General features: G+C 61.0%; 22 protein-coding genes. 13 read left to right on the forward strand and 9 right to left on the reverse strand.

Annotated elements, in window-relative coordinates:
• A partial coding sequence (locus tag VNV36_RS03510; protein WP_325716278.1) for a filamentous hemagglutinin N-terminal domain-containing protein occupies positions 1 to 732 on the reverse strand: 732 nt, incomplete at its 3' end.
• 25 nt (positions 733 to 757) lie between these two features.
• Positions 758 to 2,464 (reverse strand): ShlB/FhaC/HecB family hemolysin secretion/activation protein, encoded by a 1,707-nt coding sequence (locus VNV36_RS03515; protein WP_325716281.1) that lies wholly within the window; start codon positions 2,462 to 2,464, stop codon positions 758 to 760.
• A gap of 226 nt (positions 2,465 to 2,690) precedes the next feature.
• Between VNV36_RS03515 and VNV36_RS03520 the strand changes: the two genes are divergently transcribed.
• The 5 genes from VNV36_RS03520 (at position 2,691) to argE (ending at position 7,562) form a co-directional block, all read left to right on the forward strand.
• Complete coding sequence (locus tag VNV36_RS03520) at positions 2,691 to 3,509, forward strand: alpha/beta fold hydrolase (protein WP_325716283.1); 819 nt, start codon at positions 2,691 to 2,693, stop codon at positions 3,507 to 3,509.
• 258 nt (positions 3,510 to 3,767) lie between these two features.
• A complete protein-coding gene (locus VNV36_RS03525; RefSeq protein ID WP_325716285.1) occupies positions 3,768 to 5,075 on the forward strand; it encodes a flavin-containing monooxygenase in 1,308 nt (435 codons plus the stop codon).
• A 58-nt stretch (positions 5,076 to 5,133) separates the two neighbouring features.
• Positions 5,134 to 5,550 (forward strand): RidA family protein, encoded by a 417-nt coding sequence (locus VNV36_RS03530; protein WP_039763092.1) that lies wholly within the window; start codon positions 5,134 to 5,136, stop codon positions 5,548 to 5,550.
• Between the two features lie 189 nt (positions 5,551 to 5,739).
• Entirely contained in the window at positions 5,740 to 6,417 is a 678-nt protein-coding gene (locus tag VNV36_RS03535; RefSeq protein ID WP_325716288.1) for a DUF1028 domain-containing protein, read from the forward strand.
• The gene (gene argE, locus VNV36_RS03540) at positions 6,414 to 7,562 is read left to right on the forward strand and encodes an acetylornithine deacetylase (RefSeq protein WP_325716290.1); all 1,149 of its coding nucleotides are present in this window, start codon (positions 6,414 to 6,416) and stop codon (positions 7,560 to 7,562) included. The genes VNV36_RS03535 and argE overlap by 4 nt, the downstream gene beginning before the upstream one ends.
• Positions 7,563 to 7,580: 18 nt before the next feature.
• Here argE and VNV36_RS03545 read toward each other — a convergent pair whose 3' ends face one another.
• Positions 7,581 to 8,492 carry a LysR family transcriptional regulator gene (locus VNV36_RS03545; protein WP_325716292.1) on the reverse strand — a complete coding sequence of 304 codons (912 nt, stop codon included), beginning with the start codon at positions 8,490 to 8,492 and terminating at the stop codon, positions 7,581 to 7,583.
• A 345-nt stretch (positions 8,493 to 8,837) separates the two neighbouring features.
• On the opposite strand from VNV36_RS03545, the gene VNV36_RS03550 reads away from it, so the two are divergent.
• Together VNV36_RS03550 and VNV36_RS03555 are read left to right on the forward strand one after the other, a co-directional pair.
• A complete protein-coding gene (locus VNV36_RS03550) occupies positions 8,838 to 10,253 on the forward strand; it encodes a purine-cytosine permease family protein (RefSeq protein ID WP_325716294.1) in 1,416 nt (471 codons plus the stop codon).
• Between the two features lie 99 nt (positions 10,254 to 10,352).
• Positions 10,353 to 10,976 (forward strand): glutathione S-transferase family protein, encoded by a 624-nt coding sequence (locus tag VNV36_RS03555; RefSeq protein ID WP_325716296.1) that lies wholly within the window; start codon positions 10,353 to 10,355, stop codon positions 10,974 to 10,976.
• A gap of 9 nt (positions 10,977 to 10,985) precedes the next feature.
• Here VNV36_RS03555 and VNV36_RS03560 read toward each other — a convergent pair whose 3' ends face one another.
• Entirely contained in the window at positions 10,986 to 11,483 is a 498-nt protein-coding gene (locus VNV36_RS03560) for a winged helix-turn-helix transcriptional regulator (protein WP_325716298.1), read from the reverse strand.
• Between the two features lie 98 nt (positions 11,484 to 11,581).
• On the opposite strand from VNV36_RS03560, the gene VNV36_RS03565 reads away from it, so the two are divergent.
• Complete coding sequence (locus VNV36_RS03565; protein WP_325716300.1) at positions 11,582 to 12,217, forward strand: cysteine hydrolase family protein; 636 nt, start codon at positions 11,582 to 11,584, stop codon at positions 12,215 to 12,217.
• Positions 12,218 to 12,224: 7 nt separating this feature from the next.
• Here VNV36_RS03565 and ptrR read toward each other — a convergent pair whose 3' ends face one another.
• Positions 12,225 to 13,112: a putrescine utilization regulator PtrR gene (gene ptrR, locus VNV36_RS03570; RefSeq protein WP_325716806.1), complete on the reverse strand. Its 888-nt coding sequence runs from the start codon at positions 13,110 to 13,112 to the stop codon at positions 12,225 to 12,227.
• 103 nt (positions 13,113 to 13,215) lie between these two features.
• Between ptrR and VNV36_RS03575 the strand changes: the two genes are divergently transcribed.
• Positions 13,216 to 14,607 (forward strand): aldehyde dehydrogenase family protein, encoded by a 1,392-nt coding sequence (locus VNV36_RS03575; protein ID WP_325716302.1) that lies wholly within the window; start codon positions 13,216 to 13,218, stop codon positions 14,605 to 14,607.
• Positions 14,608 to 14,728: 121 nt separating this feature from the next.
• Here VNV36_RS03575 and VNV36_RS03580 read toward each other — a convergent pair whose 3' ends face one another.
• Complete coding sequence (locus VNV36_RS03580; protein ID WP_325716304.1) at positions 14,729 to 15,898, reverse strand: acetyltransferase domain-containing protein; 1,170 nt, start codon at positions 15,896 to 15,898, stop codon at positions 14,729 to 14,731.
• A gap of 210 nt (positions 15,899 to 16,108) precedes the next feature.
• Between VNV36_RS03580 and VNV36_RS03585 the strand changes: the two genes are divergently transcribed.
• Both VNV36_RS03585 and VNV36_RS03590 read left to right on the forward strand, forming a co-directional pair.
• Positions 16,109 to 16,705 (forward strand): paraquat-inducible protein A, encoded by a 597-nt coding sequence (locus VNV36_RS03585; protein ID WP_325716306.1) that lies wholly within the window; start codon positions 16,109 to 16,111, stop codon positions 16,703 to 16,705.
• On the forward strand, positions 16,702 to 17,388 hold the full coding sequence (locus tag VNV36_RS03590; protein ID WP_325716308.1) for a paraquat-inducible protein A: 687 nt from the start codon (positions 16,702 to 16,704) through the stop codon (positions 17,386 to 17,388). Before VNV36_RS03585 ends, VNV36_RS03590 begins: the two co-directional genes overlap by 4 nt.
• On the opposite strand, the gene ydiJ is transcribed toward VNV36_RS03590, so the two are convergent.
• A complete protein-coding gene (gene ydiJ, locus VNV36_RS03595) occupies positions 17,321 to 20,347 on the reverse strand; it encodes a D-2-hydroxyglutarate dehydrogenase YdiJ (RefSeq protein ID WP_325716310.1) in 3,027 nt (1,008 codons plus the stop codon). The two genes, VNV36_RS03590 and ydiJ, sit on opposite strands and share 68 nt — an antisense overlap.
• A 157-nt stretch (positions 20,348 to 20,504) precedes the next feature.
• On the opposite strand from ydiJ, the gene VNV36_RS03600 reads away from it, so the two are divergent.
• A complete protein-coding gene (locus VNV36_RS03600) occupies positions 20,505 to 21,389 on the forward strand; it encodes a LysR substrate-binding domain-containing protein (protein WP_325716312.1) in 885 nt (294 codons plus the stop codon).
• Positions 21,390 to 21,492: 103 nt separating this feature from the next.
• Here the strand turns inward: VNV36_RS03600 and VNV36_RS03605 are convergent, their stop codons facing one another.
• Positions 21,493 to 22,767, reverse strand: coding sequence for a glucarate dehydratase family protein (locus VNV36_RS03605; RefSeq protein ID WP_325716314.1), 1,275 nt, complete (start codon positions 22,765 to 22,767; stop codon positions 21,493 to 21,495).
• A 30-nt stretch (positions 22,768 to 22,797) separates the two neighbouring features.
• Positions 22,798 to 24,165, reverse strand: coding sequence for an MFS transporter (locus VNV36_RS03610; RefSeq protein ID WP_325716316.1), 1,368 nt, complete (start codon positions 24,163 to 24,165; stop codon positions 22,798 to 22,800).
• A gap of 119 nt (positions 24,166 to 24,284) precedes the next feature.
• Here VNV36_RS03610 and VNV36_RS03615 point away from each other — a divergent pair, with 119 nt between their 5' ends.
• The gene (locus VNV36_RS03615; RefSeq protein ID WP_325716318.1) at positions 24,285 to 25,184 is read left to right on the forward strand and encodes a LysR family transcriptional regulator; all 900 of its coding nucleotides are present in this window, start codon (positions 24,285 to 24,287) and stop codon (positions 25,182 to 25,184) included.
• Positions 25,185 to 25,577 lie beyond the last annotated feature (393 nt).

Genomic DNA, 25,577 nt, shown 5'->3' on the forward strand with positions numbered 1-25,577 from the left:
GCTGTCGGCGTTGACGTCGTTGCGACCGGCGACGATGGTCAGGTTCTGCGCCTGAATCTGCGCGTTGATTTTCGCGCTGCGGGTGATGATTTCGAAGCGGTCGATGTTGGTCGCGTTGATGCCCGCGCCTTCGATGGCCACGCTGCCCTGATCGACCTGGAAACGATCCAGCCGACCGTTTTCCAGCACCGGTTTGCCGGTGGTCAAGGTCACCCGTGGCGCGTTGATAAAGCCGCAGCCATTGCAGGTGATGCCGTACGGGTTGGCGACGATGACCCGCGCCGACTGCCCGGCCACTTCGGTGTAGCCGCGCAACTGACTTGGATTGCCGCTGATGACTTCGTTGAGAATTGCCTGCGCCGAACCGCTGTTTTTCAGGTTCGGGTTGCCTATGACGTGGCCGCCCAGTTGTGTGCTCGACGTCTGGGTCGCGCCGTTGTTGAGGATGACGCCTTGCGCACCGACGTTGTAATCATGGAACTGGTTATGCGACAGCCCGCTGGCATTGGGCGTGGCGATATTGATGATTGGCACGCCGTTGCCGGCACGATCCAGTGTGGTATTGGGGTTAGCGACAACGATGCCATCGGCCTGCGCCCACATCGGTTGCCAGAACATGACGTTCGCCAGCAGGAAGGCCAGTCCGCGCTTGGGCATGCCGCAGAATTGCTCGCGCTTTTTTACGGCCACAGAAGGTTGGCCGGCCAGGAAGGCCAGGTGGCGAATGTCCATATCAGAATCTCGAAGCGGGCAAAAATTAAATGAAGAAATCCAGGCGGAAATAGATCGGCGCTTCGCGCTCGGTCAGCGCGTCCGGTCGTTCCAGGGAATGCGCGAAGGTCACGCTCGCGGCCACGTGCTGGCCTCGGGCGAACAGCTCCAGCGAGTTGCTCGACATGCGCCCGTGCTGATCGCCGTTATAGCGATCGTTCGCAATCACACCCTGGTCGTAACCGAGGCTGGCGCCGTATTCGGCGAACACCGGTTGCAGCCAGTCGGCGCTCACCGGTCGGCTCCAGCGCAAATCGTTGCGCCAGTAACCGCCGCTGTCACCGGACAGCGACTGATCCTTGTAGCCACGAATCGACGCCGAGCCGCCAAGGCTGGTGCGCTGTGGGCTGAACAGCACGTCTTCGCTGCGCTGGCCGGTCATCAGGCTGCTGAAGCTGAAGGATTCGCCGAGCAATTTGAACGGCTGCAAATAGCTCAAGGTTGCGGTGTATTTGCGGTAGCGCGCATCTGGCTCGCCGGGGCCGGGCTCGTGATTGCCCTGGGCATCGAACGCGCCGATGCCCTCCTGCATGCCAGCGTCGAAGTTGACGAATGCGCTGCCGACGCGACGGCCATGGTTGAAACCGAACTGCGCTTCGCTGATGCGATTGCTGCTCAGTTTGAGTTTGCTGTCTTCGATGAAGTTGTTGGTGCGCAGGTACGACAGACCGGCGCTTAAAGAAGTCTTGCTCACCGAGTCTCGATGAATCACGCGCTCGGCGCGCAACTGATGGTTTTCGCTGTCGCCGGTCTGCTTGAAGTTGTAACCGTTGGCGGCGATCTGCGAGCGGTACTCGCTCTGACTGTAGGTGTAACTGAAGGTCCACCAGCCCCACGGCAGGCTGTAATTGAGCATGGCGTTGTTGGAGGTGTGCTGATGATCGGTCATCGCATCGTGACCGCCGCGCAGGCTCAATTGGTCGGCCAGACCCAGCGGGCTGTCCCAGTCGAACGAGGTGCCCCACTGCTGCTCGCCGGTGCTGCGCTGGCCATCGTTGCTGCGCGACAGGCCGGCGCGCCAAGGTTTTTGCGGCGTGTTGGTGACCCGTACTTCGCTGCCGCCGACATTCTGCCCCGGCGCCAGCTCCATTTTTGCCTGATTGGACGGCAGGCGATTGAGCTGATCGACCATCTGCTCGATCTCGCGCAAGTTGACCAGCTCACCGCTCTTGCCGGGGAAGGCCATGGCCAGTTCGCGATCCGAAAGCCGGCTGTTTTCCGCGCCCTTCATGCCTTCGAGCTTGCCTTCGACCACCAGCACTTTCAAATGCCCGGCGGACAGATCCTGCTGCGGCAAGTAAGCGCGGCTGGTCACCAGACCTTTCTCGATGTAGTGGTCGGTGATGACTTTCAGCAGTTCGTTGAGCTGCGGCACACCAAGGCATTCGCCGATATAGGGTTCTAGCAGACGCGCCTTCTCGCGCTCCGAAAGGCTGTCGGCACCTTTGAGCTCGATGTCCTTAATGGTGAAGCAGCGAGTATCGGCGGGCGCCGTCGGCTGCGCAGGCTTGGCGTCTTTGCCGGGCAGATCCTTGAGTTCTTCGAGGCGCCGTTGCTGCTCTTCGAGCAAGCGATTCTGGCGTTCGCGGATCAGGTCGGTTTCACCGGGAGTGGGCGCAGCCCAGGCAGATTCAAGCGGAGAAAGGCAAAGCAGCGCCAGACACAACCGCGCCGTGAAGGCGGGTGAAAACATGTTCGATCCCTCGACACAAAAAGTGACATCAAAATAGTGGCGCGATATTAGATGGCCATCATTTTGGCGTCAAACTTATGTTTCGACCGTTCATCGGGGTTCGTCGCGCTTTCATACGTGTGAAACCAGCACCTGCGTACAAGTGGCCGGCGAGTTTTGCGCGGATAGTGGCCGTTGCCCATTCGGCATCTATTCTTGCCCACACACACGATCCCAAGGAGTTTGCATGAGCACCTTCAAGACCCAAGACGGTACCGAGATCTATTACAAGGACTGGGGCAGCGGCAAGCCCGTGCTGTTCAGCCACGGCTGGCCGCTGGATGCCGACATGTGGGAATACCAGATGGAATACCTGAGCAGTCGCGGCTACCGCACCATCGCGTTCGATCGCCGTGGTTTCGGCCGCTCCGATCAACCGTGGACCGGCTACGACTACGACACCTTCGCCGATGACATCGCCGGTCTGATCAATCATCTGGATCTGCGCGACGTGACCCTGGTGGGCTTTTCCATGGGCGGCGGTGACGTCAGCCGTTACATCGCCCGCCATGGCAGTGAGCGGGTTGCCGGCCTGGTCTTGCTCGGCGCCGTAACGCCGCTGTTCGGCAAGAAAGCCGACTTCGCCGAGGGCGTCGACAAATCGGTATTCGACGGTATCAAGGCCGGCCTGCTGAAGGATCGCGCGCAGTTCATCGCTGATTTCAACACGCCGTTCTACGGCCTCAATCAGGGCCAGAAAGTCTCCGACGGCGTGCTCACCCAGACGCTGAACATCGCACTGTTGGCTTCGCTCAAGGGCACCGTCGATTGCGTAACGGCGTTCTCGGAAACCGACTTCCGCCCGGACATGGCCAAAATTGATGTGCCGACACTGGTGATCCATGGCGACGGCGATCAGATCGTGCCGTTCGAAATCACCGGCAAGCAGGCCGCCGCGCAGATCAAGGGCGCCGAATTGAAGGTCTACGCCGGCGCGCCGCACGGGTTTGCCGTGACCCATGGACAGGCGCTGAATGAAGACCTGTTGGCGTTCCTGAATCGATAAGCCGATTCCTCAACCCCACAGAACCTGTGGCGAGGGAGCAAGCTCCCTCGCCACAAAATAACTGCTTGCTGGCAGAGCACGTGCGCCCTTGAAGCCCCGAAAACAAAGGCTCAAGCCAACCTGCATCAGATTTTTATCTTCACTTCCCAGCTTAATAATATTTTACCGATACCCCCCCTCTCCCTAGTCTGACCTCAAGCCAAACGGACAAGCCGACAGCGGCCCGAATCCAACTGCCTTGCTAGGAAGGATGTAGAGATGACCCCTGAAATAATAAAAACAGACACGCTGATCGTCGGTGCCGGCCAAGCGGGTGTGGCGATGAGCGAGCACCTGAGCAAACTCGGCATCCCGCATCTGGTGCTGGAGCGCAGTCGTATCGCTGAACGCTGGCGCACCGGGCGCTGGGACTCGCTGGTGGCCAACGGCCCGGCGTGGCACGACCGCTTTCCCGGCCTGGAATTCGATGACGTCGATCCCGACGGTTTTGCCCCGAAAGAGCGCGTGGCCGATTACTTCGAAGCCTACGCGAAGAAATTCAATGCACCGATCCGTACCGGCGTCGAAGTCAAAAGCGTGGTGCGCAATGTCGGCCGTCCCGGCTTCACCGTCGAGACTTCCGAAGGTGTGATCGAAGCCAGCCGTGTCGTGGCGGCGACCGGGCCTTTTCAGACACCGGTGATCCCGGCGATCGCGCCGCACGACGAACGCTTGCTGCAAATCCATTCGGCCGATTACCGCAATCCACAGCAACTGCCCGAGGGCGCGGTGCTGGTGGTGGGCGCCGGTTCTTCCGGGGTGCAGATTGCCGACGAACTGCAACGCGCCGGCAAACAGGTTTACCTGTCGGTCGGAGCGCATGACCGCCCGCCTCGCGCTTATCGCAATCGGGATTTCTGCTGGTGGCTGGGGGTGCTCGGCGAGTGGGATCAAGCGGCGATGAAACCCGGGCGCGAGCACGTGACCATTGCCGTCAGCGGCGCTCATGGCGGGCGCACCATCGACTTCCGCGTCCTGGCTCATCGCGGCATGACCCTGGTCGGTGTCACCGAGTCGTTCAACGATGGCGTGGTGACGTTCAAGCAGGATCTGCTCGCCAACCTCAAGCGCGGCGACGAGAACTATCTGGCACTGCTCGATGCCGCCGATGCCTACATCGAACGCAACGGCCTCGACCTGCCCGAGGAGCCCGAGGCGCGGGAAATGTTTGCCGACCCCGAGTGCGTGAAAAACCCGCTGCGCGAACTGGATCTGCACGACGCCGGGGTCACTTCGATCATATGGGCCACCGGGTTCGCCGTGGATTATTCGTGGCTGAAAGTCGCAGCGCTGGATGCGCAGGGCAAGCCCGTACATCAGCGTGGCGTGTCGAGCGAGCCGGGGATTTATTTCCTTGGTCTGCCGTGGCAATCGCGGCGGGGTTCGTCGTTTATCTGGGGCGTGTGGCACGACGCCAGGCACGTTGCCGACCACATCGCCACCCAGCGCAAATACCTTGCCTACCGCGATGCCGAGCAGCGCGAAGCCCAGGTGCACACCGCCATCGTCGACAGCGTCAACGCCTGATTCCCTCTCAAATACCGGCGCCGGTCGCGCCGGTGCAAGCCTTCTTCAGGAGCCACCCATGAGCCAGCCTACCCACACGCGCATCCGCATGTTCAATACCAAAGACACCTACCCCAACCAGACGCTCGACAACGACTTGTGCCAGGCCGTGCGCGCCGGCAACACGGTGTATGTCCGCGGCCAGGTCGGCACCGATTTCGACGGCAATCTGGTCGGTCTCGGTGACCCGCGCGCCCAGGCCGAGCAAGCCATGCGCAACGTCAAGCAATTGCTGGAGGAAGCCGGCAGCGACATGAGCCATATCGTCAAGACCACCACCTACCTGATCGACCCGCGTTATCGCGAAGCGGTGTATCAGGAAGTCGGCAAATGGCTCAAGGGCGTGTTTCCGATTTCCACCGGGCTGGTGGTCTCGGCGCTGGGCCAGCCGCAGTGGCTGATGGAAATTGATGTGATTGCGGTGATTCCTGAGTAAGTCAGGAAAGCCAAGTCGCGGCCTTCGCGAGCAGGCTCGCTCCCACATTGAACTTCATTCTCCTGTGGGAGCTGGCTTGCCAGCGATAAGGCCAGCACAGACAACCACCCACCCCGCTTGAACGCATTCCCCCTGTGGGAGCGAGCCTGCTCGCGAAGACGCCAGCCCAGACAACCAAGGAGCCCGCCCATGACCTTTTCAATCACCGCCCGCTGCGCCGACACCGGCCAGTTGGGTATCGCCATCAGTTCCTCCAGCATCGCCGTCGGCGCCCGCTGCCCGTGGCTGTTGCCGGGTGTCGGCGCGGTGTCGAGCCAGAACATCACCCTGCCCTCCCTCGGCCCGGAAGTCCTCGCCCTGCTGGAACAAGGCGTCACCCCCGCCGCCGCGCTGGACCAGGTGCTCACGCGCAACGGCTACAGCCAGTACCGCCAGATTACTGCGATCAACCACCTCGGCCAGACCGCGCACTTCAGCGGCGCGCAAACCCTCGGCGTGCACAACGCCGTTGTCGGTGAACAGTGCGTAGCCGCCGGCAACATGCTCGCCGGACGCGATGTCATCGAGGCGATGGTCAGTGCTTTCGAGCACGGCGAAGGACAACTTGCCGAGCGCTTGCTCAAGGCTCTGCACGCTGCGCAAGCACTCGGCGGTGAAGCCGGGCCGGTGCATTCGGCAGCGCTGCTGGTGGTGGGCGAACAGACCTGGCCCATCGTCAACCTGCGCGTGGACTGGGCCGATGACAATCCGATCGGCCAGTTGCAGACACTCTGGGATGCCTACCGGCCGCAACTGCAGGACTACATCGACCGCGCCCTCGATCCGGCCAGGGCACCCGGCTACGGCGTCGCCGGAGATGATCGATGAACAGCGTCGAGCTGCTCAAAGCGCTGGTGGGATTCGACACCACCAGCCGCGAATCCAACCTGCAGTTGATCGAGTTCGTGCGCGATTACCTCGCCAGTCATGACGTGCCGTGCGCGCTGATTTACAACCAGGAGCGCAACAAAGCCAATCTGTTCGCTACCCTCGGCCCGGCCGATCAACCGGGCATCGTGCTGTCCGGGCACACCGATGTGGTGCCGGTCGATGGTCAGCTCTGGACGCTACCGCCGTTCGAACTGAGCGAGCGCGACGGCAAGTTGTTCGGCCGTGGCACGGCGGACATGAAAGGCTATATCGCCTGCGTGCTGGCGTTGGTGCCGGCATTGGTTGCAACGCCTTTGCGCCTGCCGGTGCACATCGCCCTGTCTTATGACGAGGAAGTTGGCTGCCTTGGCGTGCGCTCGTTGCTTGAAATGTTGCAGCAGCGTCCGGTCAAACCGTTGCTGTGCATCATCGGCGAACCGACCGAGCTGAAACCGGTGCTCGGTCACAAAGGCAAACTGGCGATGCGCTGTGACGTGCACGGTCATCCGTGTCATTCAGCCTATGCGCCGCTCGGGGTCAACGCCATCGAATACGCCGCCGAACTGATCGCCGAACTGGGGCGGCTCGGCCAGCAACTCAAGGCACCCGAATACCATGATGCGCGCTTCGATCCGCCCTACAGCACCGTGCAAACCGGGCTCATCAGTGGCGGCAAGGCACTGAATATCGTGCCCGCCGATTGCCGCTTCGATTTCGAGATCCGCGCCCTGCCCTCGCAGGATCCGGCCCTCGTCGCCGAAGCGCTGAAGGCCTACGCTGAACGCGAGGTGCTGTCCCGCATGCGTGCTGTCAGTGCGCACAGCGACATCCGTTTCAGCGAGTTGTCGGCCTATCCGGGACTGGTCACCGAGGCACATAGCGAAGCAGCTGCGCTGGTCGCCGCGTTTTGCGCCTCCACGGACTTCGGCACCGTGGCATTCGGCACTGAAGGCGGATTATTCGACGCAGTGGGAATTCCCACGGTGGTGTGCGGCCCCGGCAGCATGGATCAGGGACATAAGCCGGATGAATTTGTCAGCCTCGAACAATTGCACGCCTGCGATGAAATGCTGCAACGCATGCTCAATTTCATCCGCCTGTGACACCCGGCCCGGCACGGTTCAGGTGTACAGCCGGGCCAGTTCCTCGCGGCAATGATCGACAAACAACTGCACCGGCTTGGTCAGTTGCACCCGCCGCAGCCACGCTGCCGACAAACCTGAGCCGGTGACGGTTTCGGCCAGCGGCACGCAGACGACTTGCTGCCCGTCGTAGGTGTAGTCGCTGAACGGCCTGGTCACCAAAATGGAAAAACCGAAGCCGTTGGCGACCATGCCGCGCACCATCTCGATCGACGGCGAGCTGAAGACGATGTTCGGGGTCAAACCGCGCTCTTCGAAAATGCTCACGAAGTACGTCCGGCTCGGCACCACGTCGAGCAGAATCATCGGTTCCAGCACCAGATCATGCAGCGAGACTTTGGCCTGTTGCGCAAAGCGATGGTCGGCGGGCAGCAAGGCGTACGGCTGCTGCGGCGGCATCAGTGACGCGGTTTCGATGGTGCTGTCGAGGTCGTGTTCGAAGAGCATCGCCACATCGATGCTGCCCGCCGTCAGGGCTTGCACCAGCTCCTGCTGCTCACCGTCGCGAATGCGGATTTCCACCCCCGGCCAGCGCTGCTTGAAGCCAGCGATCAGGCGCGGCAGATACAGCGGCGCAACCGTTTCGAAACAGCCGATATCGATCTGCCCGGCGACCACATCGTTGTCCGCCAGGGCGTTCTGTTCGAACTCATGGGCCACCCGCAACAGCTCCAGCGCCTTGCGATAAAAGCGCGAACCGCTGGGGGTCAGCGACACGCCCTGGGCGTGGTGGCGGATGAACAACTGCACCCCGAAGCTCTCTTCCAGGTGCTTGATCGCCGTGGACACCGAAGGCTGGGCGATGTAGAGCTTGCGCGAAGCTTCGGCGACGCTGCCGCAGTCGGCGGTGGTGACGAAGTATTTGAGCTGGCGCAGGTTGTAGGCGGCCATGGAACCTCCAGCGAAATCAAACAGTGCTTTTTGTGGCGAGGGAGCATGCTCGCGCTTGAGTGCGCAGCATTCACAAAAAACCGGTGGCGAACCGAAAACTTTTGGGGCCGCTTCGCAGCCCAGCGGGATCAAGCTCCCTCGCCACAAAGAGCGCTGACAACTGAGAGAGAACATACCGGACAGCCCCGCCGTTCGGGACATATATTTTTTAAGGTCTGAAGCAACAAACTTACTAATTTATCTATGCCAGGGCTTTGCACATGATCACTCCAACAAGAAATGCGCCACCCGTGCCGGCGCTTACCGAAGTACGTCCACGTACTCATCCTTGCCTTGGAGTTCGTCATGGCTACCCCCGCATCCACCTCCGCTGCGCTGATTGAAAAACACACGATTGGCTACGTGCCGCCCGAAGATCGCCATGGAAAGGTCCGCGATCTGTTCACCCTCTGGTTCGGCGGCAACATCGCGCCGTTGCCCATCGTCACCGGGGCGCTGGGTGTGCAGTTGTTTCATCTGAATCTGGTCTGGGGCATCGTCGCGATTCTGGTCGGCCACCTGGTCGGCGGCGTGCTGATGGCGCTGCACTCGGCGCAAGGCCCGCAGATGGGCATTCCGCAAATGATCCAGAGCCGCGCGCAGTTCGGCTCGCTTGGTGCCTTGCTGGTGGTGCTGATTGCCGGGGTGATGTACATCGGCTTCTTCGCCTCCAACATCGTGCTCGCCGGCAAGTCGTTGCACGGGGTGGTCGACAGCGTTCCGGTGCCGGTCGGTATCGTCATCGGTGCACTGGGTTCCGGGATCATCGGCATCATTGGCTACCGTTTCATCCACGTGCTCAATCGCATCGGCACCTGGGTGCTGGGGATCGGTATCGCCGTCGGTTTCGGTTACATCCTGACCCACATCCAGACCGACGATTTCCTCACGCGCGGCAGCTTCAATCTCTCCGGCTGGCTGGCCACGGTGTCGCTGGCGGCGTTGTGGCAAATCGCATTCGCGCCCTACGTGTCCGACTACTCGCGTTACCTGCCGGCCGATGTGAAAGTGTCGTCGACGTTCTGGACGACTTATCTCGGCTCGGCACTGGGCTCGAGCCTGTCATTCGTGTTCGGCGCCGTGGCGGTGCTGGCCACGCCCGTGGGCATGGACACCATGGACGCGGTCAAACTGGCCACCGGCGCCATCGGCCCGCTGATGCTGGTGCTCTTTCTGCTCAGCGTGATCAGCCACAACGCCCTCAATCTGTACGGCGCTGTGCTGTCGCTGATTACTCTGGTGCAGACCTTCGCCTACCGCTGGATTCCGACGGCAAAAAGTCGTGCGGTGATTTCGATCATCGTGTTATTGGCGTGCTGCTTCGCTGCGGTCGGCGCGTCGGCTGACTTCATCGGCCACTTCGTCGACATGGTGCTGGTGTTGCTGGTGGTGTTGGTGCCGTGGACGGCGATCAACCTGATCGACTTCTACGCGATCCACAAGGGTCAGTACGACATCAACTCGATCTTCCAGGTCGACGGCGGCATCTACGGTCGCTACAACCCGCAGGCTTTGCTGGCCTACGCCATCGGCATCGCCGTGCAGATCCCGTTCATGAACACACCGCTGTACGTCGGCCCGGTCTCGGCATACATCAATGGCGCCGACCTGTCCTGGCTGGTCGGTTTGCTGGTGACGTCACCGCTGTATTTCTGGCTGGCCAACCGCGACAGCGCCTATCGCCGACGCATGACCGGCGGCAAGCTGGCGGGCAGTCTCTGAATCGATCGAGCATGGATGAACCAAGGCCCGCACGATGCGGGCCTTGTGTTTTGCGCTATGGTATTCCCTGCGTCCGACATCAGCCGACAAGGAGATCCAATGTTGCGAATACTCGGTAAAGCCTCATCGATCAACGTGCGCAAAGTGTTGTGGACTTGCGCTGAACTGGGCATCGCCTTCGAGCGTGAAGACTGGGGCTCGGGCTTCAAGTCGCCGGACACGCCGGAATTTCTCGCGCTCAATCCCTGCGCCATGGTGCCAGTCATTCAGGACGGTGATTTCACCCTGTGGGAATCCAATACAATCATCCGCTATCTGGCGACGCGTTACGGCGGCGCTCATCTGTATCCGGCCGAGCCGATCGCTCGGGCGCGAGTCGATCAGTGGATCGACTGGCAGGCCTCGGAGCTCAACCGTTCATGGTCGTATCCGCTGATGGCGCTGGTGCGCAAATCGCCGGATTACCAGGATCGCGACGCGCTGGCCGCCGGTTGCCGGGATTGGGCGCGCAACATGCAAATCCTCGACCGTCAGTTGCAGAAAACCGGGGCCTACGTCAGTGGCGAGCAGTTTTCTCTGGCGGACATTCCGATCGGGTTGTCGGTGAATCGCTGGTTCGAAACACCGCTCGAGCATCCGGATTTCGCGGCGGTGCGTGCGTACTACGACCGCTTGAATCAGCGCGACGGTTATCGTCTTTATGGGCGCAACGGCACGCCGTAAAGCCCTTGGTCACTTGCGCTTGAAGGCATCGCGCCGTGCCTGTCGTTCGGCGGCGTAAGCCTGCTGTGGCTGGCTGATCAAATCTTCGCGGCGCAGCGGTTCGCCGCAGTGTTCACACAGCGGCCCGAGGCCGGCCGCATGGTTGCAGCGCTTGTGGGTGAGAACCACCGCCAGACCTTCCTCGGGCGTCTTGCACCAGGTTTCGCCCCACGCTCGCAAAGCGATGATCACCGGATAAAACGCCTCGCCTTTCGCGGTGAGGTGATATTCGTAGCGCTTGGGGCGCTCGCTGTACAGACGCCGCTCAACCAGTCCGTCCGCCTCAAGCGATTTGAGGCGGGCAGCGACCATCTGCGGCGTCCCGCCGGTCTGCGCCTGAATCTCGTCGTAGCGGTGACTGCCCATGAACAACTCGCGCAGCACCAGTACGGTCCAGCGATCGCCAACCAGATCCTCGGCCCGGGAAATCGGACATAAGGTTTTCCCGCAGCTATCGTTTACAACCATCAGCACTTGCCTCCTTTACAGTTACTATGATTATCATATGGACACGTTGCCGGGGCAAGCGCCGTGCAACGATCCATTTCCTTATCGGAGTTATCGTGATGTCGAAGCCCCTTTACCCGCTGGACAGAACCGCCTATCTGCTGGTCGATCCGTACAACGATTTTCTCTCGGAGGGCGGCAAAGTCTTCCCGCTGATCCAGCCGATGGCAGAGCAGAACGGCTTGCTCGACAATCTGCGCAAACTCGACCGCGCCGTGCGCAGCCTTGATATTGCGGTGGTCATCGTCCCCCACCACCGCTGGGAAAAAGGCGATTACGAAGCCTGGGATCATCCCACTCCCACCCAATGCAAGATCATGCACATGCACCATTTCGCCCGGGGCGAATGGGGCGGCGAATGGCATCCGGATTTCGCTCCGCGCGATGGCGATATCGTGGTGCAGGAACACTGGGGGTCCAGCGGATTCGCCAACACTGACCTGGATTTTCGCCTGAAGCAGCAAGGCATCACCCATGTGATCATCGTCGGCCTGCTCGCCAATACCTGCATCGAAGCCACTGCCCGCTACGCCTCGGAATTGGGTTACCACGTCACGCTGGTGCGCGACGCGACGGCCGCGTTCAAGGCGGAAATGATGCACGCCGCCCATGAGCTCAACGGCCCGACGTTCGCCCATGCGATTGTCGGCACGGACGAATTGATTGCCAGCCTCAATCAGCAATCGGCAGCGTAGTCACGCCTCAGGCAGGTTCGGATTCGGCGCGCACCACACCGCGCTCCTCGAGCAATCGGACAAACATGCTCAAACTGCGCGACACCGTGCCCCGACGCCAGACCAGCCAGGTCGTCAGATAGCGGAAATCTGCGCTCAGCGGCCAGACACTGACAGTCGCGCTGCCGGGCATGCTCTGCAGCATTTTGCGTGGCATCAGTGCGAGCCCGGCGCCGGCGCTGACGCAGGCGAGCATGCCGTGGTAGGACTCCATTTCGAAGATCTTGCCCGGCACGGCGGCGTCGCTGCCGAACCATTTTTCAAAGTGGTGGCGATAGGAACAGTTGGACCGAAAAGCGTAGATATTTTCGCCATTCACATCCGCCGCACGTTCAACCGGCGAGTGATTGAGCGGCGCGATGATGACCATTTCCTCTTCGAACGCCGGCACGCCTTCCAGGGCCGGATGCAGCACCGGGCCGTCGACAAAGGCCGCCGCCAGCCGCCCGGAAAGTACGCCGTCGATCATCGTCCCGGAAGGCCCGGTCGACAGGTCGAGGTCGACCTTCGGATGCTGCTGGTTGTACGCGGCCAGCAGCTCGGGAATACGCACCGCAGCGGTACTTTCCAGCGAGCCCAACGGGAACGCGCCCTGAGGTTCTTCACCGGCCACGGTGGCCCGGGCTTCCTGCACCAGGTCGAGAATGCGCCGCGTGTACTCGAGGAAACTCCATCCGGCCGGTGACAGACGCAAACGGCTCTTTTCGCGGATAAACAGATCGACGCCGAGATCCTGCTCCAGCTGTTTGATGCGCGTGGTCAGGTTCGACGGCACGCGATGGATGTGCGTGGCAGCGGCGCTGATGCTGCCGTGCTCGGCCACGGCTTTGAAGATTTCCAGTTGCACCAGATCCACAGTCATTCTCCAATCGTGAAGGAAACGATCTTTATTATTCAGTTTCCAGAAAACAAACACCACCCTACTCTTCGCTCATCCACTGAATACGCAGGATGACGCCATGAGCCAGATTTCCAGCCAGACCCACGCCCTTTCGATCAACCCCGCCAACGGCGAACAGATCGGCCACTACGCTTTTGAATCCGCTGCCGACCTGGACGCTGCGTTGACCCGCGCCGCTTATGGTTTTGGCAAGTGGAAGCGCAAGCCGCTGCAGGATCGCTCGCGCCTGCTCTCCGCCCTCGCCGGAGCGCTGCGTGAAACGGCTGACGCCATGGCCACCATGATCACCCTGGAAATGGGCAAGCCGATCACCCAGGCCCGCGGCGAAATCGAGAAATGCGCCAAACTCTGCGAATGGTACGCCGAACACGGCCCGGCCATGCTCGATGCCGAGGCCACTCAGGTTGAAGGCGGCAAGGCGCGTATCGAATACCGTCCGCTGGGGCCGATTCTGGCAGTGATGCCATGGAACTTCCCGTTCTGGCAGGTGCTGCGCGGCGCTGTTCCGACACTGATTGCCGGCAACACTTACGTGCTCAAGCATGCGCCGAACGTGATGGGCAGCGCCTACCTGTTGCGCGATGCGTTTGTTAGCGCCGGTTTCCCCGATGGCGTGTTTGAAGTGATCAATGTCACTCCAGAGGGCGTTTCCACAGCCATCGCCGATCCGCGCATTGCCGCGGTGACGCTGACCGGCAGCGTGCGCGCCGGCATGGCCATCGGCGCTCAGGCCGGCGCGGCGCTGAAGAAGTGCGTGCTGGAACTGGGCGGCTCCGATCCGTTCATCGTGCTCAATGACGCTGATATTGATGAAGCCGTACACGCGGCGGTGGTAGGTCGCTATCAGAACTCCGGCCAGGTCTGCGCCGCCGCCAAACGGCTGATCATTGAACAAGGTGTGGTCGAAGCATTCACCCGCAAGTTCGTCGAAGCTACACGTGAGTTGAAGATGGGCGATCCACTGGCCGCCGACACCTACATCGGGCCGATGGCGCGCTTCGATCTGCGTGATGAACTGGATCAGCAAGTGCGCGACACCCTTGAAGAAGGCGCGACGCTGCTGCTGGGCGGCGGCAAGGTCGAGGGCGTTGGCAACTATTACCAGCCAACCGTGCTGGCCAACGTCACCGACCGCATGACCTCGTTCAAACAGGAGCTGTTCGGCCCGGTCGCCTCGATCATCACCGCCCGCGATTGTGCGCATGCCGTGGCATTGGCCAACGACAGCGAATTCGGCCTGACCGCGACGATCTACACCGCCAACGTCGCACTGGCCGAGCAACTGACCAGCGAACTGGAAACCGGCGGCGTGTTCATCAACGGTTACTCCGCTAGCGACCCGCGTGTGACCTTCGGCGGCGTGAAGAAGAGCGGTTTCGGCCGTGAACTCTCGCACTTCGGCGTGCGCGAATTCTGCAACGCACAGACCGTGTGGCTGGATCGCAAATAATCCAGACACCCCGAAACCTGTGGGAGCGAGCTTGCTCGCGAAGGGGTTTTATCAGTCAACACATGGGCGACTGACCGGACGCTTTCGCGAGCAAGCTCGCTCCCACAAGGGCTGCTTCGATTTACAGATATTTCAACCAGCGGATGTCCCGCCGCCGCGCTTTGAATGCCGAAAACCAGCGCACTGCCGGGAACAGCACGACAGCCAGCACAATAGCCGCCAGCCACACCGCCGCTACCGTCGAAAAGCCGAAGTAGCTGCCCTGATTCAGTCCGAACAGGGCGACGCCCATTACATACAACACCTTCAACGCATACAGATGCAGCAGATAGAAAAACATCGGCGCCGAACCGAACACCGTCAGCCAGCGAATCCAGCGGCGACTCTGCACGCGTTCGAAGGCGAGCAGCAGCAACAGCCCCGTGCTCACGGTCAGTGCGATAAACAAGAGCGACGGTGGATATTTGGTGATGTTGAAAACACTCATCAGTGTCTGCACCAGCGAGTCGCTGAGCGTCCACGGCTTTTCGCCATAGCCATTGATCAGGCGCAGCGCCACGAAGCCCAGCAATCCACCGACTCCGGCCATCAGTAATCGACGCTGGCGCACAGTCGCGTCCATGCCGCGGGCAAACCACGGACCCAGCGCATAGCCCAGGCCAATCACACCGATCCACGGCAACAACGGATACGAGGTGCGCAGACGCAGGCTGTCGCTGACCTCGATCCAGCCACGGTCATGCAGGATCGCCCAAGGCACATGCAGGGCGGATTCCACCGGAAAATGCACCGCGTCGAACAGGTTGTGTCCGGCAACGATCGCCACGCTCAAGATCAGCAGCAGCGCACGCGGCAACCAGACCAGCAGCGCCAGCGCGATCATGCTCAGGCCGATCGCCCAGATCACCTGCAAATAGATCACGCTGGGCGGCACCTGAAACGTCCAGGCGAAGTTGACCAAGGTGAATTCCAGCGCGACCAAAAACAATCCACGCTTGAACAGAAATGCACTGACATCGGCTTTGCCAGCATATTTCTCACCGTACAACCACGCCGACAATCCGCTCAGCAAGACAAACACCGGCGCGCACAAATGCGCCAGGGTGCGGCTGAAGAACAACACCGGCTCGGTGCTGGCGATGTCCATCGGGTCAGACACCTGGCGGTGCAGGAGAAAGGTTTCGCGTACGTGATCGAGCAGCATGAACAGGATCACCAGGCCTCTGAGGGCGTCAATGGACAGCAGCCGGCCAGTCGTCAACGGGGTGGAACGGGGAAGCACAGGAGTCATGGATCTTTCGCAATCGAGAGGAATAACACCGGACAGCCACAACGCTGACCGCAAATTTCGTGTTACCTTATAACATCAAAATGCACGTTTTTACCAAGGGTGATTCTCAGCAAAACCATCAATTTGAAGAGTCACGGTTGCCCATCCGCGCGGGCCTTCTATAGTCAACAGGCCTGCCGTTTTCTCGCGGCCCATCGTCGAGCGTTGTCCATGGTCACTACCGCACACCTGATCATCTGCGAACACTGTGACTGCGTGTACGAAAAAGCCGTGCTCGGCAAACACCAGAAAACCCTGTGCCCGCGCTGCGGTGGCGTGCTGCAGCGCTTTAATGGCCTGAGCATCGAGCAGCGTCTGGCCCTGACCTGCACAGCGGCGATGCTGTGGCTGTTCGCCAATTTCTACCCGGTGATGAGCATCAGCCTCCAGGGCATGAAAAACAGCGCAACCCTGTGGGATTCGGTACTGGCGCTCAGCCAAGGCCCGATCACCTTCATCGCCCTGGTCGCAGCGATTGCGATCATCATCGCCCCGGCGTTCCAACTGGTTCTACTGATCTGGGTGCTGAGTTTTGCCCTCGGCCTGCGCCGGGCGCCGGGTTTCAATCTGTGCATGCGCTGGCTGGAAACCCTGCGCCCGTGGAGCATGCTGGAAGTGTGTCTGCTGGGAGCAATGGTTGCGGTGTTCAAACTTGCCGGCCTGCTCGATGTGCTGCCCGGTATCGGCCTGTTTGCTCTGGCGGTGCTGAGCCTGATGATGATCCGCATTGCCGGGCGCGACATCCGCGAACTCTGGGACACACTATGAAGCGTGCGCCGACTGCCAGCGAACTCAACCTGTGCCTGTGCCACAGCTGCGGCCTGGCCTGCGACATGACTGACGAGCCGCATGAGTGCCCGCGCTGCGATGCGCCGTTGCATCGACGCAAGACCAATTCACTGACGCGAACCTGGGCGTACATGCTCGCCGCGCTGATTTTTTATATCCCGGCCAATCTGCTGCCGGTGATGAACACCGTTATGCTCGGCAACGGCGCCGACAGCACGATCATGAGCGGCGTGCTGGAGTTCTGGGAAGCGGGGGCATGGGACATTGCGCTGATCATTTTCATCGCCAGCATTGCGGTGCCGGGGGTCAAATTCGTTGCCCTGACGTTGTTGCTGGTGACCGTGCAGCGTGGCAGCGACTGGGCGCGCAAGGAGCGCTCCAAGCTGTACCGCTTCGTCGAGCTGATCGGCTATTGGTCGATGCTCGACGTGCTGGTGGTCGCGCTGGTCGCGGCGCTGGTGAAATTCCAGGCGCTGGGCGATATCGAGCCGCGACCGGGCATCCTGTTCTTCGGCCTGGTCGTTGTGTTCACCATGCTCGCGGCGATGAGTTTCGATCCGCGCCTGATCTGGGACAAGGACGCCAGCGACTCGGTCAGCGACGCAGCGTCTCCAGCAACACCTGCAACGGATGGCGCAACGCCCGATCCGACTGGCGCTTGACCTGGCTGCGGCAGGAATAACCGGTCGCCAACGCCTCGCCCTGCTCCGCCGGTGCCTGCACCTGACGCGCCCACGATTGTTCGTAAATCAGCGCTGAAGTCTGGCGATTGCGCGCTTCGTGGCCGTAAGTGCCGGACATGCCGCAGCATCCGGTGGCCTGGGTGGCCAACTTCATGCCGGCTCGCTCGAAGAGCTGTTCCCACTGCCGGGTCGCGGCCGGCGCGTTGGTTTTCTCGGTGCAATGGGCGAGCAGGCGGAATGCGTTGGATTGGCCCTTGAACGCCTGCTCCGGCATGACCCTGAGCAACCACTCCTGCACCAGCGCCACTTCCGGGCAGGCTGGCATGCCCGGCACTTTCAGGTATTCCTGGCGATAGACCAGCGTCATCGCCGGATCGAGCCCCAGCAATGGCACGCCAGTCTGCGCCAGCGCCTGCAATTGCTCAGCGTTGCGCAACGCCGCGCGATTGAATGCCGAGAGGAAGCCCTGCACATGCAGCGGTTTGCCATTGGCGCTGAACGGCGCCAGATACGCCTGATAGCCCAGACGCGAAATCAGCTCGACCAGATCCGCCAACAGCGGCGCTTCGAAGTAGCGAGTAAAGGCGTCCTGCACGATCACCACACTGCGCTCGCGTTGCTCTGGCGTCAGTGCCGTCAACGTCGCAACCGTCGCCGGCTGCACCTGCCACCGGCGCATCGCTGCATGGAAATCGAAACGGCTGAGCAACGGCACATCGACCATACCGCCGACACTCGCCAGCACGGCGCGAATCCGAGCCGCGCCCATCAAACCGTTGTACAGCGCCGGAATCCGCGCCATGTCGGGAATGGTGTATTCCAGCGAGGCAATCAGGTAATCCCGCGCCGGACGCAGATAACGGCTGTGATACAGCTCAAGGAAGCGCGAGCGAAATTCCGGCACGTTGACCTTCACCGGGCATTGTCCCGCGCAGGACTTGCAGGCCAGGCAACCAGCCATGGCGTCGTACACCTCATGGGAAAAGTCCGCCGACGGATCGCGGCTGTTGCGCCAGCGCTGCCACAGCGTGCGAAAAAATGCCGGTTTACGGATCGCATCCGAGAGCACATCGACCCCCGCCTCGCCCTGCAACCGCAGCCATTCGCGAATCAGCGAGGCGCGCCCCTTGGGCGACTGCGCGCGTTCGCGGGTGGCTTTCCACGACGGGCACATGGCGTCGTCGGGATCGAAGTTGTAGCAGGCACCGTTGCCGTTGCAGTGCATGGCCGCGCCGTAGCTCTGCCAGACTTTCTCATCGATCTGCCGATCCAGCTCGCCGCGCAGCGTGACTTCATCGATCCTCAGCAACGCGGCGCCGCTGTTGGCCGGCGTGGCGATTTTGCCCGGGTTGAACTGGTTGAACGGGTCGAACGCCGCTTTCAAGGCTTGCAGCGCCGGATACAACTCGCCGAAGAATGCCGGCGCGTATTCCGAACGCAACCCCTTGCCGTGCTCACCCCAAAGCAGGCCGCCGTAGCGCTGGGTCAACGCGGCGACACCATCGGACACCGGGCGCACCAACGCCGCTTGCTGCGGGTCTTTCATGTCGAGAATCGGCCGTACGTGCAACACGCCGGCATCGACATGGCCGAACATGCCGTACTGCAAACCATGGCTGTCGAGCAAATCGCGCAACTCGGCGATGTATTCGGCCAAATGTTGCGGCGGCACAGCGGTGTCTTCAACGAAGGGCTGCGGTCGGGCTTCACCGGCGACGTTGCCGAGCAGGCCCACCGCACGTTTGCGCATGCCGTAGACCTTGTTCACCGCTGCCTGACCGACCGCCAGCGTATGGCCCAGGCGTTCTACCGTCGGGTCGTCTTGCAGGTGTTGGATGAACGCCTCGACGCGGCGCTGCAAGTCTTCGGGGTCGTCACCGCAGAATTCGACAAGGTTGATGCCCAGTATCGGGCGCTCAACGTTTTGCGGAAAGTATTCGGCGACGCCGTGCCAGACGATGTCCTGCATCGCCAGCAGCAAGACTTTCGAATCCACCGTTTCGATCGACAGCGGCTTGAGCGCCATCAACGCCTGTGCATCGCGCAAGGCATCCATGAAACCGGCATAGCGGATATTCACCAGCATCGTGTGTTTGGGAATCGGCAGCACGTTCAACCGCGCCTCAACGACAAACCCCAACGAACCTTCAGCGCCGCAGAGCACGCTGTTGAGGTTGAAGCGCTGGTCGGCCTCACGCAGGTGCGCCAGGTCATACCCGGTCAGGCAGCGGTTGAGATCCGGGAATCGCGCCTTGATCAGTTCGCCCTGCTCATCAATGATCCGCCGCGCGCAGCGATAGACTTCGCCAACCCGATCATCGCGAGCGCACTGCGCCTCAAGCTCGCTTTGCTCCAGCGCCATCCCGTGCAAACGCTCACCGCCACGCAGGATCATGTCCAGTTCCAGCACGTGATCGCGGGTCTTGCCGTAAGTGCAACTGCCCTGGCCGCTGGCGTCGGTGTTGATCATGCCGCCGACAGTTGCGCGATTGGAGGTCGACAGTTCGGGGGCGAAGAACAGCCCGGCGGATTTCAATGCGGCATTGAGCTGATCTTTGACCACCCCGGCCTGAACCCGCACCCAGCGCTCCTCGACGTTGATTTGCAGAATGCGATTCATGTGCCGCGACAGGTCGACGACGATGCCATCAGTCAACGATTGGCCGTTGGTGCCGGTGCCGCCGCCGCGCGGAGTGATCACTATGTGCTGAAACGCCGGCTCGGCGATCAGCCGCGCCACCCGCGCTACATCATTGGCATCCAGTGGAAACACCGCCGCTTGTGGCAGGCGTTGATAGATCGAGTTGTCGGTGGCCAGCACCACCCGGCTGGCGTAATCAGCGCTGATTTCACCGCGAAAGCCGCTGGTTTTCAGGGCTGCGAGGAATTGTTGGTAATCGCGGGTCAAAGCATTCGCAGGCGACAGCTGGGCAATCATCGGTCAGGTTATCTCGGTCAAATCTGGCTGCGTGGCGGTGAACAGTTGTACGCAACGAATGATTGCGTCAGGCTCCGCTATCTGATTGCGCCCATGTTCATGGCTGACGACACAGCGAACAAGCGTAAATTCGGCCCGCTATCCATGAGTTTTACGAATGAATCCGCGCACACTCACGCCATCCATGTCGCTGCTGCTGGCTTTCGAGGCCGCTGCACGCCACGAAAGCTACACCCGCGCTGCCCATGAGTTGTCGCTGACGCAGAGCGCAGTCAGCCGCCAGGTGCAGATCCTCGAGAAGATGCTCGGCATGCGCCTGTTCAGCCGCGAGGGCCGGCAAGTGGTGCTGACCGATGTCGGGCGCATGTACCAGCGCGAGCTCACCGAAGCTCTCGGGCAGATTCGCAGCGCGACGTTGCAGGCCATGGCGTTCGGCTCGGGCATCCACAGTCTGCGCCTGGCGACGCTGCCGACCTTCGGTTCGAAATGGTTGCTGCCTCGGTTGAAGGATTTCTATACGGCGCATCCGGGCATGACCGTGCACCTGCATTCGCGGATCGAAACCATCGATTTCGATACCAGCGAAATCGACGCCGCCATCTGCGTCGGCGGCGGCGAGTGGCCTGGCCTGGCCGCCCTGCCCTTGCACACCGAAGAACTGGTGGCGATAGCCAGTGCGCAGCTGTCGGCGGCTGAGCGCGATGATGCCGAGCGCCACATTGCCGGACAGCTACTGCTCAATGTCAGCAGCAATGCCCAGGCGTGGGCGGAATGGTTCAGCCATCACCGACTGCCTCATCGCAGCATGCGTGTCGGGCCGAGCTTTGAAATGACCTCGCATTTGATTCAGGCGGTACGGGCCAATATCGGCGTGGGCCTGGTGCCGCGGATACTGGTCGAGGATGAATTGCTCAAGGGTGATTTGCTGCAACTGGGCGAACCGATCACCAGTCGGCGCAGTTATTACCTGGTATATCCGCCGCGCAATGAGAATTTGCCTTCGTTGAAGGCGTTCAGGGATTGGCTGGTTCATACCCTATGAAGGATCGAGTCGCCGCCATTCGCGAGCAGGCTCGCTCCCACATTCGGAAACGCGTTCCCCTGTGGGAGCGAGCCTGCTCGCGAAAAGGCCAGTTGCAATAACCTCAAAACCTTGGTTTCACCGCTTTCCAATCTGGCTTGTACCGCTGCATCTGCCGCACATCATCGCGCTGACGAATCCCGCACGTCAGGTACTGATCATGCAGCTTGCCCAGTTGCTCAGGGTCGAGTTCCAGCCCCAGCCCCGGCGCGCGGGTGATCTTTACGCAGCCATCGACAATCGGCAACTTGCCGCCCTTGATCACTTCCTCGTCCGGCTCCTGCCACGGGTAGTGAGTGTCACAGGCGTAATCCAGATTCGGCACCGCCGCTGCCACGTGCGCCATGGCCATGAGGCTGATGCCCAAGTGCGAGTTGGAATGCATCGACACGCCGAGACCGAACACATCGCACATTTTCGCCAGCGTCTGCGTATCGCGCAGGCCGCCCCAGTAATGGTGATCGGCAAGGACGATCTGCACGCTGTTTTGCGCGATGCTATGGCGCAACTCATCGAAATCAGTGACCACCATATTGGTCGCCAGTGGCAGACCGGTGCGCCTGTGCAGCTCGGCCATGCCGTCAAGGCCCGGAGTCGGGTCTTCGTAATACTGCAAATCATCGCCGAGCAATTCGGCCATGCGAATCGCCGTCTCGAGTGACCAGTTGCCATTCGGATCGATGCGCAGGGGATAGTCGGGGAAGGCTTTTTTCAACGCCTTGATGCAAGCCACTTCATGCTCCGGCGGCAAGGTGCCGGCCTTGAGCTTGATGCTCTTGAAACCGTAGGCCTCGATCATCCGCGCCGCCTGCGCAACGATCTGCTGCTCGCTGAGCGCCTCGCCCCAGTTGTCCGGCTTATAGGGTGAGTCGACATGTTGCGCGTATTTGAAAAACAGGTAGGCGCTGAACGGTACTTCATCGCGTATCGCGCCGCCGAGCAGATCCACCAGCGGCACATTCAGGTAATGCGCCTGCAGATCGAGAAAAGCCACTTCAAATGCCGAATAGGCATTGCTCAGCGCTTTGCTGGCGTGAGAACCGGGCGCCAGTTCGGCGCCGGAAATGCTGGCGGGTTTGTTCGCTGCAACAGTGGCCTGCACGATCGCGCGCAGTTGATTGAGATTGAACGGATCGAGTCCGATCAATTGGCTCTGCAACTGCTGCTGGATCGCCAGTGCCGGGGCATCGCCGTAGCTTTCGCCGAGGCCGATGTAGCCGTTGTCACTCTCGATTTCGATGATGGAGCGCAGAGCGAAGGGTTCGTGGATGCCACTGGCATTGAGCAAAGGCGGATCGCGGAAGGCGATCGGGGTAACGCTGACACGGGTGATTTTCAAGATAACGCTCCTGACAGATCAATAATCGATTCAGTGGCTCGCAGCCGGACGGGCCGTCGCGCCGACGGCGGTCTCGTCACCAGGCTTTGCCGGGGTCTGGCCTTTGGCGCCGGGCGCCGTGCGGGCGAAGAAGATCACCACGGCAGCGATCAGTGATGTCGCCGCCAGGCCATACAGGCCGCCCTCAATGGAGCCGGTGGTTTGTTCGAGAATGCCGAAAGCGGTCGGTGCGACGAAACCGCCGAGATTGCCGATCGAGTTGATCAGCGCGATGACCGCCGCGGCAATGCGCGCGTCCAGATAGCTTTGCGGAATCGGCCAGAACAGCGCCGACGCCGCTTTGAAGCCGATGGCCGCAAAGCAGATGGCGACGAAGGCAAACACCGGCCCGCCGGTGGTCGACATGAACATGCCGATGGCTGCGATCACCAGTGTCAGCGCCACCCAGGCCTGCTGGAATTTCCACTTGCCGGCCAGCGCCGCGAAGCCGTACATGGCGACGATCGAGATGATCCACGGGATCGAATTGAGCAGCCCGACCTGAAAGTCGCCGAGATTGCCCATCTTCTTGATCATGCTCGGCAGCCAGAAGGTCGCGCCGTAAATGGTCAGGGCGATGGAGAAGTAGATGAAGCAGAACAGCGCGATCTGCCGGTCGGCCAGCAGCTTGAACATCGACGGCCTGGCAACCTGCACCGCTTCACGAGCACGCTGTTCCTCGGCAATCGCCGCGACCAGCGCTGCGCGTTCTTCTTCGCTCAGCCACTTGGCCTGGCGTGGGTGCGATTGCAGCCAGAACCAGACAAATGCGCACAACACCACCGACGCCGCGCCTTCGATCAGGAACATCCATTGCCAGCCGTGCATGCCCAGCCCACTGATATGCAACAGCGCGCCGGACACCGGGCCGGAAATCACCGAGGCAATCGCTGAACCACTGAGAAACACCGCCATGGTTTTGCCACGCTCGGACGCCGGCAACCACTGGGTAAAGTAATAAATGATCCCCGGGAAGAACCCGGCCTCGGCGGCGCCGAGAATAAAGCGCAGGACGTAGAAACTGGTTTCGCCCTGAACAAACGCCATGGCCATGGCTGCGGCGCCCCAGGTGAACATGATCCGGGTCAGCCAGACGCGCGCGCCATAGCGTTGCAGAAGCATGTTGGACGGCACTTCGAACAGCGCGTAACCGATGAAAAACAGCCCGGCACCGAGGCCATACGCCGCTGCACCGATACCCAGATCGGTCTCCAGATGGCTGCGCACGAAACCGATGTTGACCCGGTCGATGTAATTGACGATGAACATCACCACGAACAGTGGCAGCACATGGCGCTTGACCTTCGCCGCGGCGCGGGCGAGTACCGTGATGTCCGGCGAACTCTGCAGGGTTTTCAAGGGGCGACTCCCGATCTTGTTTTTTTAGGGATGACTCGAAGTGATGGATCGATCATGGACGCCGGACATTGATCCCGTCTAATCTAAACTCGCATTCGATTGATACCTGGATTAGATCAATGTTCGAACTCACTCAACTGCGCTGTTTCACCACTGTCGCCACCGAATTGAACTTCCGCCGTGCCGCCGAGCGACTGAACATGACTCAGCCGCCGTTGAGTCGGCAGATCCAGTTGTTGGAGCATCATCTGGGCGTCGAGCTGTTCACCCGCAGTACCCGCAGCGTTGCGCTGACGGCGGCTGGCCGGGCGTTTTTCGTCGAAGCACAGAATCTGCTGGAGCGCGCCCAGCAAGCGGCGGTCACCGCACGCCGGTTTGCCGAAGGTGACATCGGCTCAGTGAACATCGCGTTCGTCGGCAGTGCGGTGTATGAATTCTTGCCGAAGGTCATTGCCGAGGCGCGGCTGAAACAGCCTCAGGTGAAAATCGATCTGGCGGAGATGAACACCTATCAGCAGCACGAGGCGTTGCGCGCCCGTCGCATTGACCTGGGCATTGCCCGCGCGCCATTGCTTGAGCCAGGCTATGCAACTGAATGCCTGGTGCGCGAACCGTTCGTGCTGGCGGTGCCGCGTGGTCATGGGTTGGCGAACGCGACTGAAGTATCAGTGGCTGATCTGGATAAACAGCCGTTCCTGATGTATTCCCACGCGGCTTATCCGCCGTTCAACGAACTGTTGACCGGCATGCTGCGCTCGGCCCGAGTAGCGCCGGATTACGTGCAATGGCTAGGCTCATCGCTGACGATTCTGGCACTGGTGAACGCCGGCATGGGTCTGGCACTGGTGCCGCGTTGTGCGACGAGCGTGGTGTTCAAGGACGTGGTGTTCCGCGAGATCGATCTGGGTGAAGGGGTGCAGAGTGAACTGCATTTGATCTGGCGGGAAAATAATGACAACCCGGCGTTCGCGATGTTGCTGGAGGCGATTCGCCGGGCGGTGGCGCAAGATTGGGGCTGAAATTAGCATGGCGACCTGTATTTGAGCGGAGGCGGAGCGCTCGGTGCTTTGATCAACGGCTCCTCCAGCGGTTTGCCGTCAGGCCCCGTGAACAGGCGTTCGTATTGCTTTGGCATTGGTCGCGGTGCTCTTGCGGTCGCCATGATGAACCCTCCGATATCGGGCTGAATTCAACCCACTTAACTTGAGCGGAATCTCTCAGCAAAATTTCGGCACCAAAAGGCGTTGACCTGCCATCCTCTCTGACCCAACGTGGATTCTGCATCACAAACTGCCCGCAACTGGATCCGGACGGCCACTCGACCGGCCAGCCAAATACGCGCCTCTCGTCATGTAAATGCAGGGTTATGAACCGGTCGAACGGGGGAAAAAGCGCAGAACCATTCACTAGGA

The sequence above is a fragment of the Pseudomonas sp. genome, from assembly GCF_035554175.1.
Lineage (GTDB): Bacteria > Pseudomonadota > Gammaproteobacteria > Pseudomonadales > Pseudomonadaceae > Aquipseudomonas.

Bases quoted from the DNA above. Each gene is read 5' to 3' on its own strand.
- VNV36_RS03515 (WP_325716281.1), bottom strand. From the start codon at position 2,464: ATGTTTTCACCCGCCTTCACGGCGCGGTTGTGTCTGGCGCTGCTTTGC.
- VNV36_RS03520 (WP_325716283.1), top strand. From the start codon at position 2,691: ATGAGCACCTTCAAGACCCAAGACGGTACCGAGATCTATTACAAGGAC.
- VNV36_RS03525 (WP_325716285.1), top strand. From the start codon at position 3,768: ATGACCCCTGAAATAATAAAAACAGACACGCTGATCGTCGGTGCCGGC.
- VNV36_RS03530 (WP_039763092.1), top strand. From the start codon at position 5,134: ATGAGCCAGCCTACCCACACGCGCATCCGCATGTTCAATACCAAAGAC.
- VNV36_RS03535 (WP_325716288.1), top strand. From the start codon at position 5,740: ATGACCTTTTCAATCACCGCCCGCTGCGCCGACACCGGCCAGTTGGGT.
- argE (WP_325716290.1), top strand. From the start codon at position 6,414: ATGAACAGCGTCGAGCTGCTCAAAGCGCTGGTGGGATTCGACACCACC.
- VNV36_RS03545 (WP_325716292.1), bottom strand. From the start codon at position 8,492: ATGGCCGCCTACAACCTGCGCCAGCTCAAATACTTCGTCACCACCGCC.
- VNV36_RS03550 (WP_325716294.1), top strand. From the start codon at position 8,838: ATGGCTACCCCCGCATCCACCTCCGCTGCGCTGATTGAAAAACACACG.
- VNV36_RS03555 (WP_325716296.1), top strand. From the start codon at position 10,353: ATGTTGCGAATACTCGGTAAAGCCTCATCGATCAACGTGCGCAAAGTG.
- VNV36_RS03560 (WP_325716298.1), bottom strand. From the start codon at position 11,483: ATGGTTGTAAACGATAGCTGCGGGAAAACCTTATGTCCGATTTCCCGG.
- VNV36_RS03565 (WP_325716300.1), top strand. From the start codon at position 11,582: ATGTCGAAGCCCCTTTACCCGCTGGACAGAACCGCCTATCTGCTGGTC.
- VNV36_RS03575 (WP_325716302.1), top strand. From the start codon at position 13,216: ATGAGCCAGATTTCCAGCCAGACCCACGCCCTTTCGATCAACCCCGCC.
- VNV36_RS03580 (WP_325716304.1), bottom strand. From the start codon at position 15,898: ATGACTCCTGTGCTTCCCCGTTCCACCCCGTTGACGACTGGCCGGCTG.
- VNV36_RS03585 (WP_325716306.1), top strand. From the start codon at position 16,109: ATGGTCACTACCGCACACCTGATCATCTGCGAACACTGTGACTGCGTG.
- VNV36_RS03590 (WP_325716308.1), top strand. From the start codon at position 16,702: ATGAAGCGTGCGCCGACTGCCAGCGAACTCAACCTGTGCCTGTGCCAC.
- ydiJ (WP_325716310.1), bottom strand. From the start codon at position 20,347: ATGATTGCCCAGCTGTCGCCTGCGAATGCTTTGACCCGCGATTACCAA.
- VNV36_RS03600 (WP_325716312.1), top strand. From the start codon at position 20,505: ATGAATCCGCGCACACTCACGCCATCCATGTCGCTGCTGCTGGCTTTC.
- VNV36_RS03615 (WP_325716318.1), top strand. From the start codon at position 24,285: ATGTTCGAACTCACTCAACTGCGCTGTTTCACCACTGTCGCCACCGAA.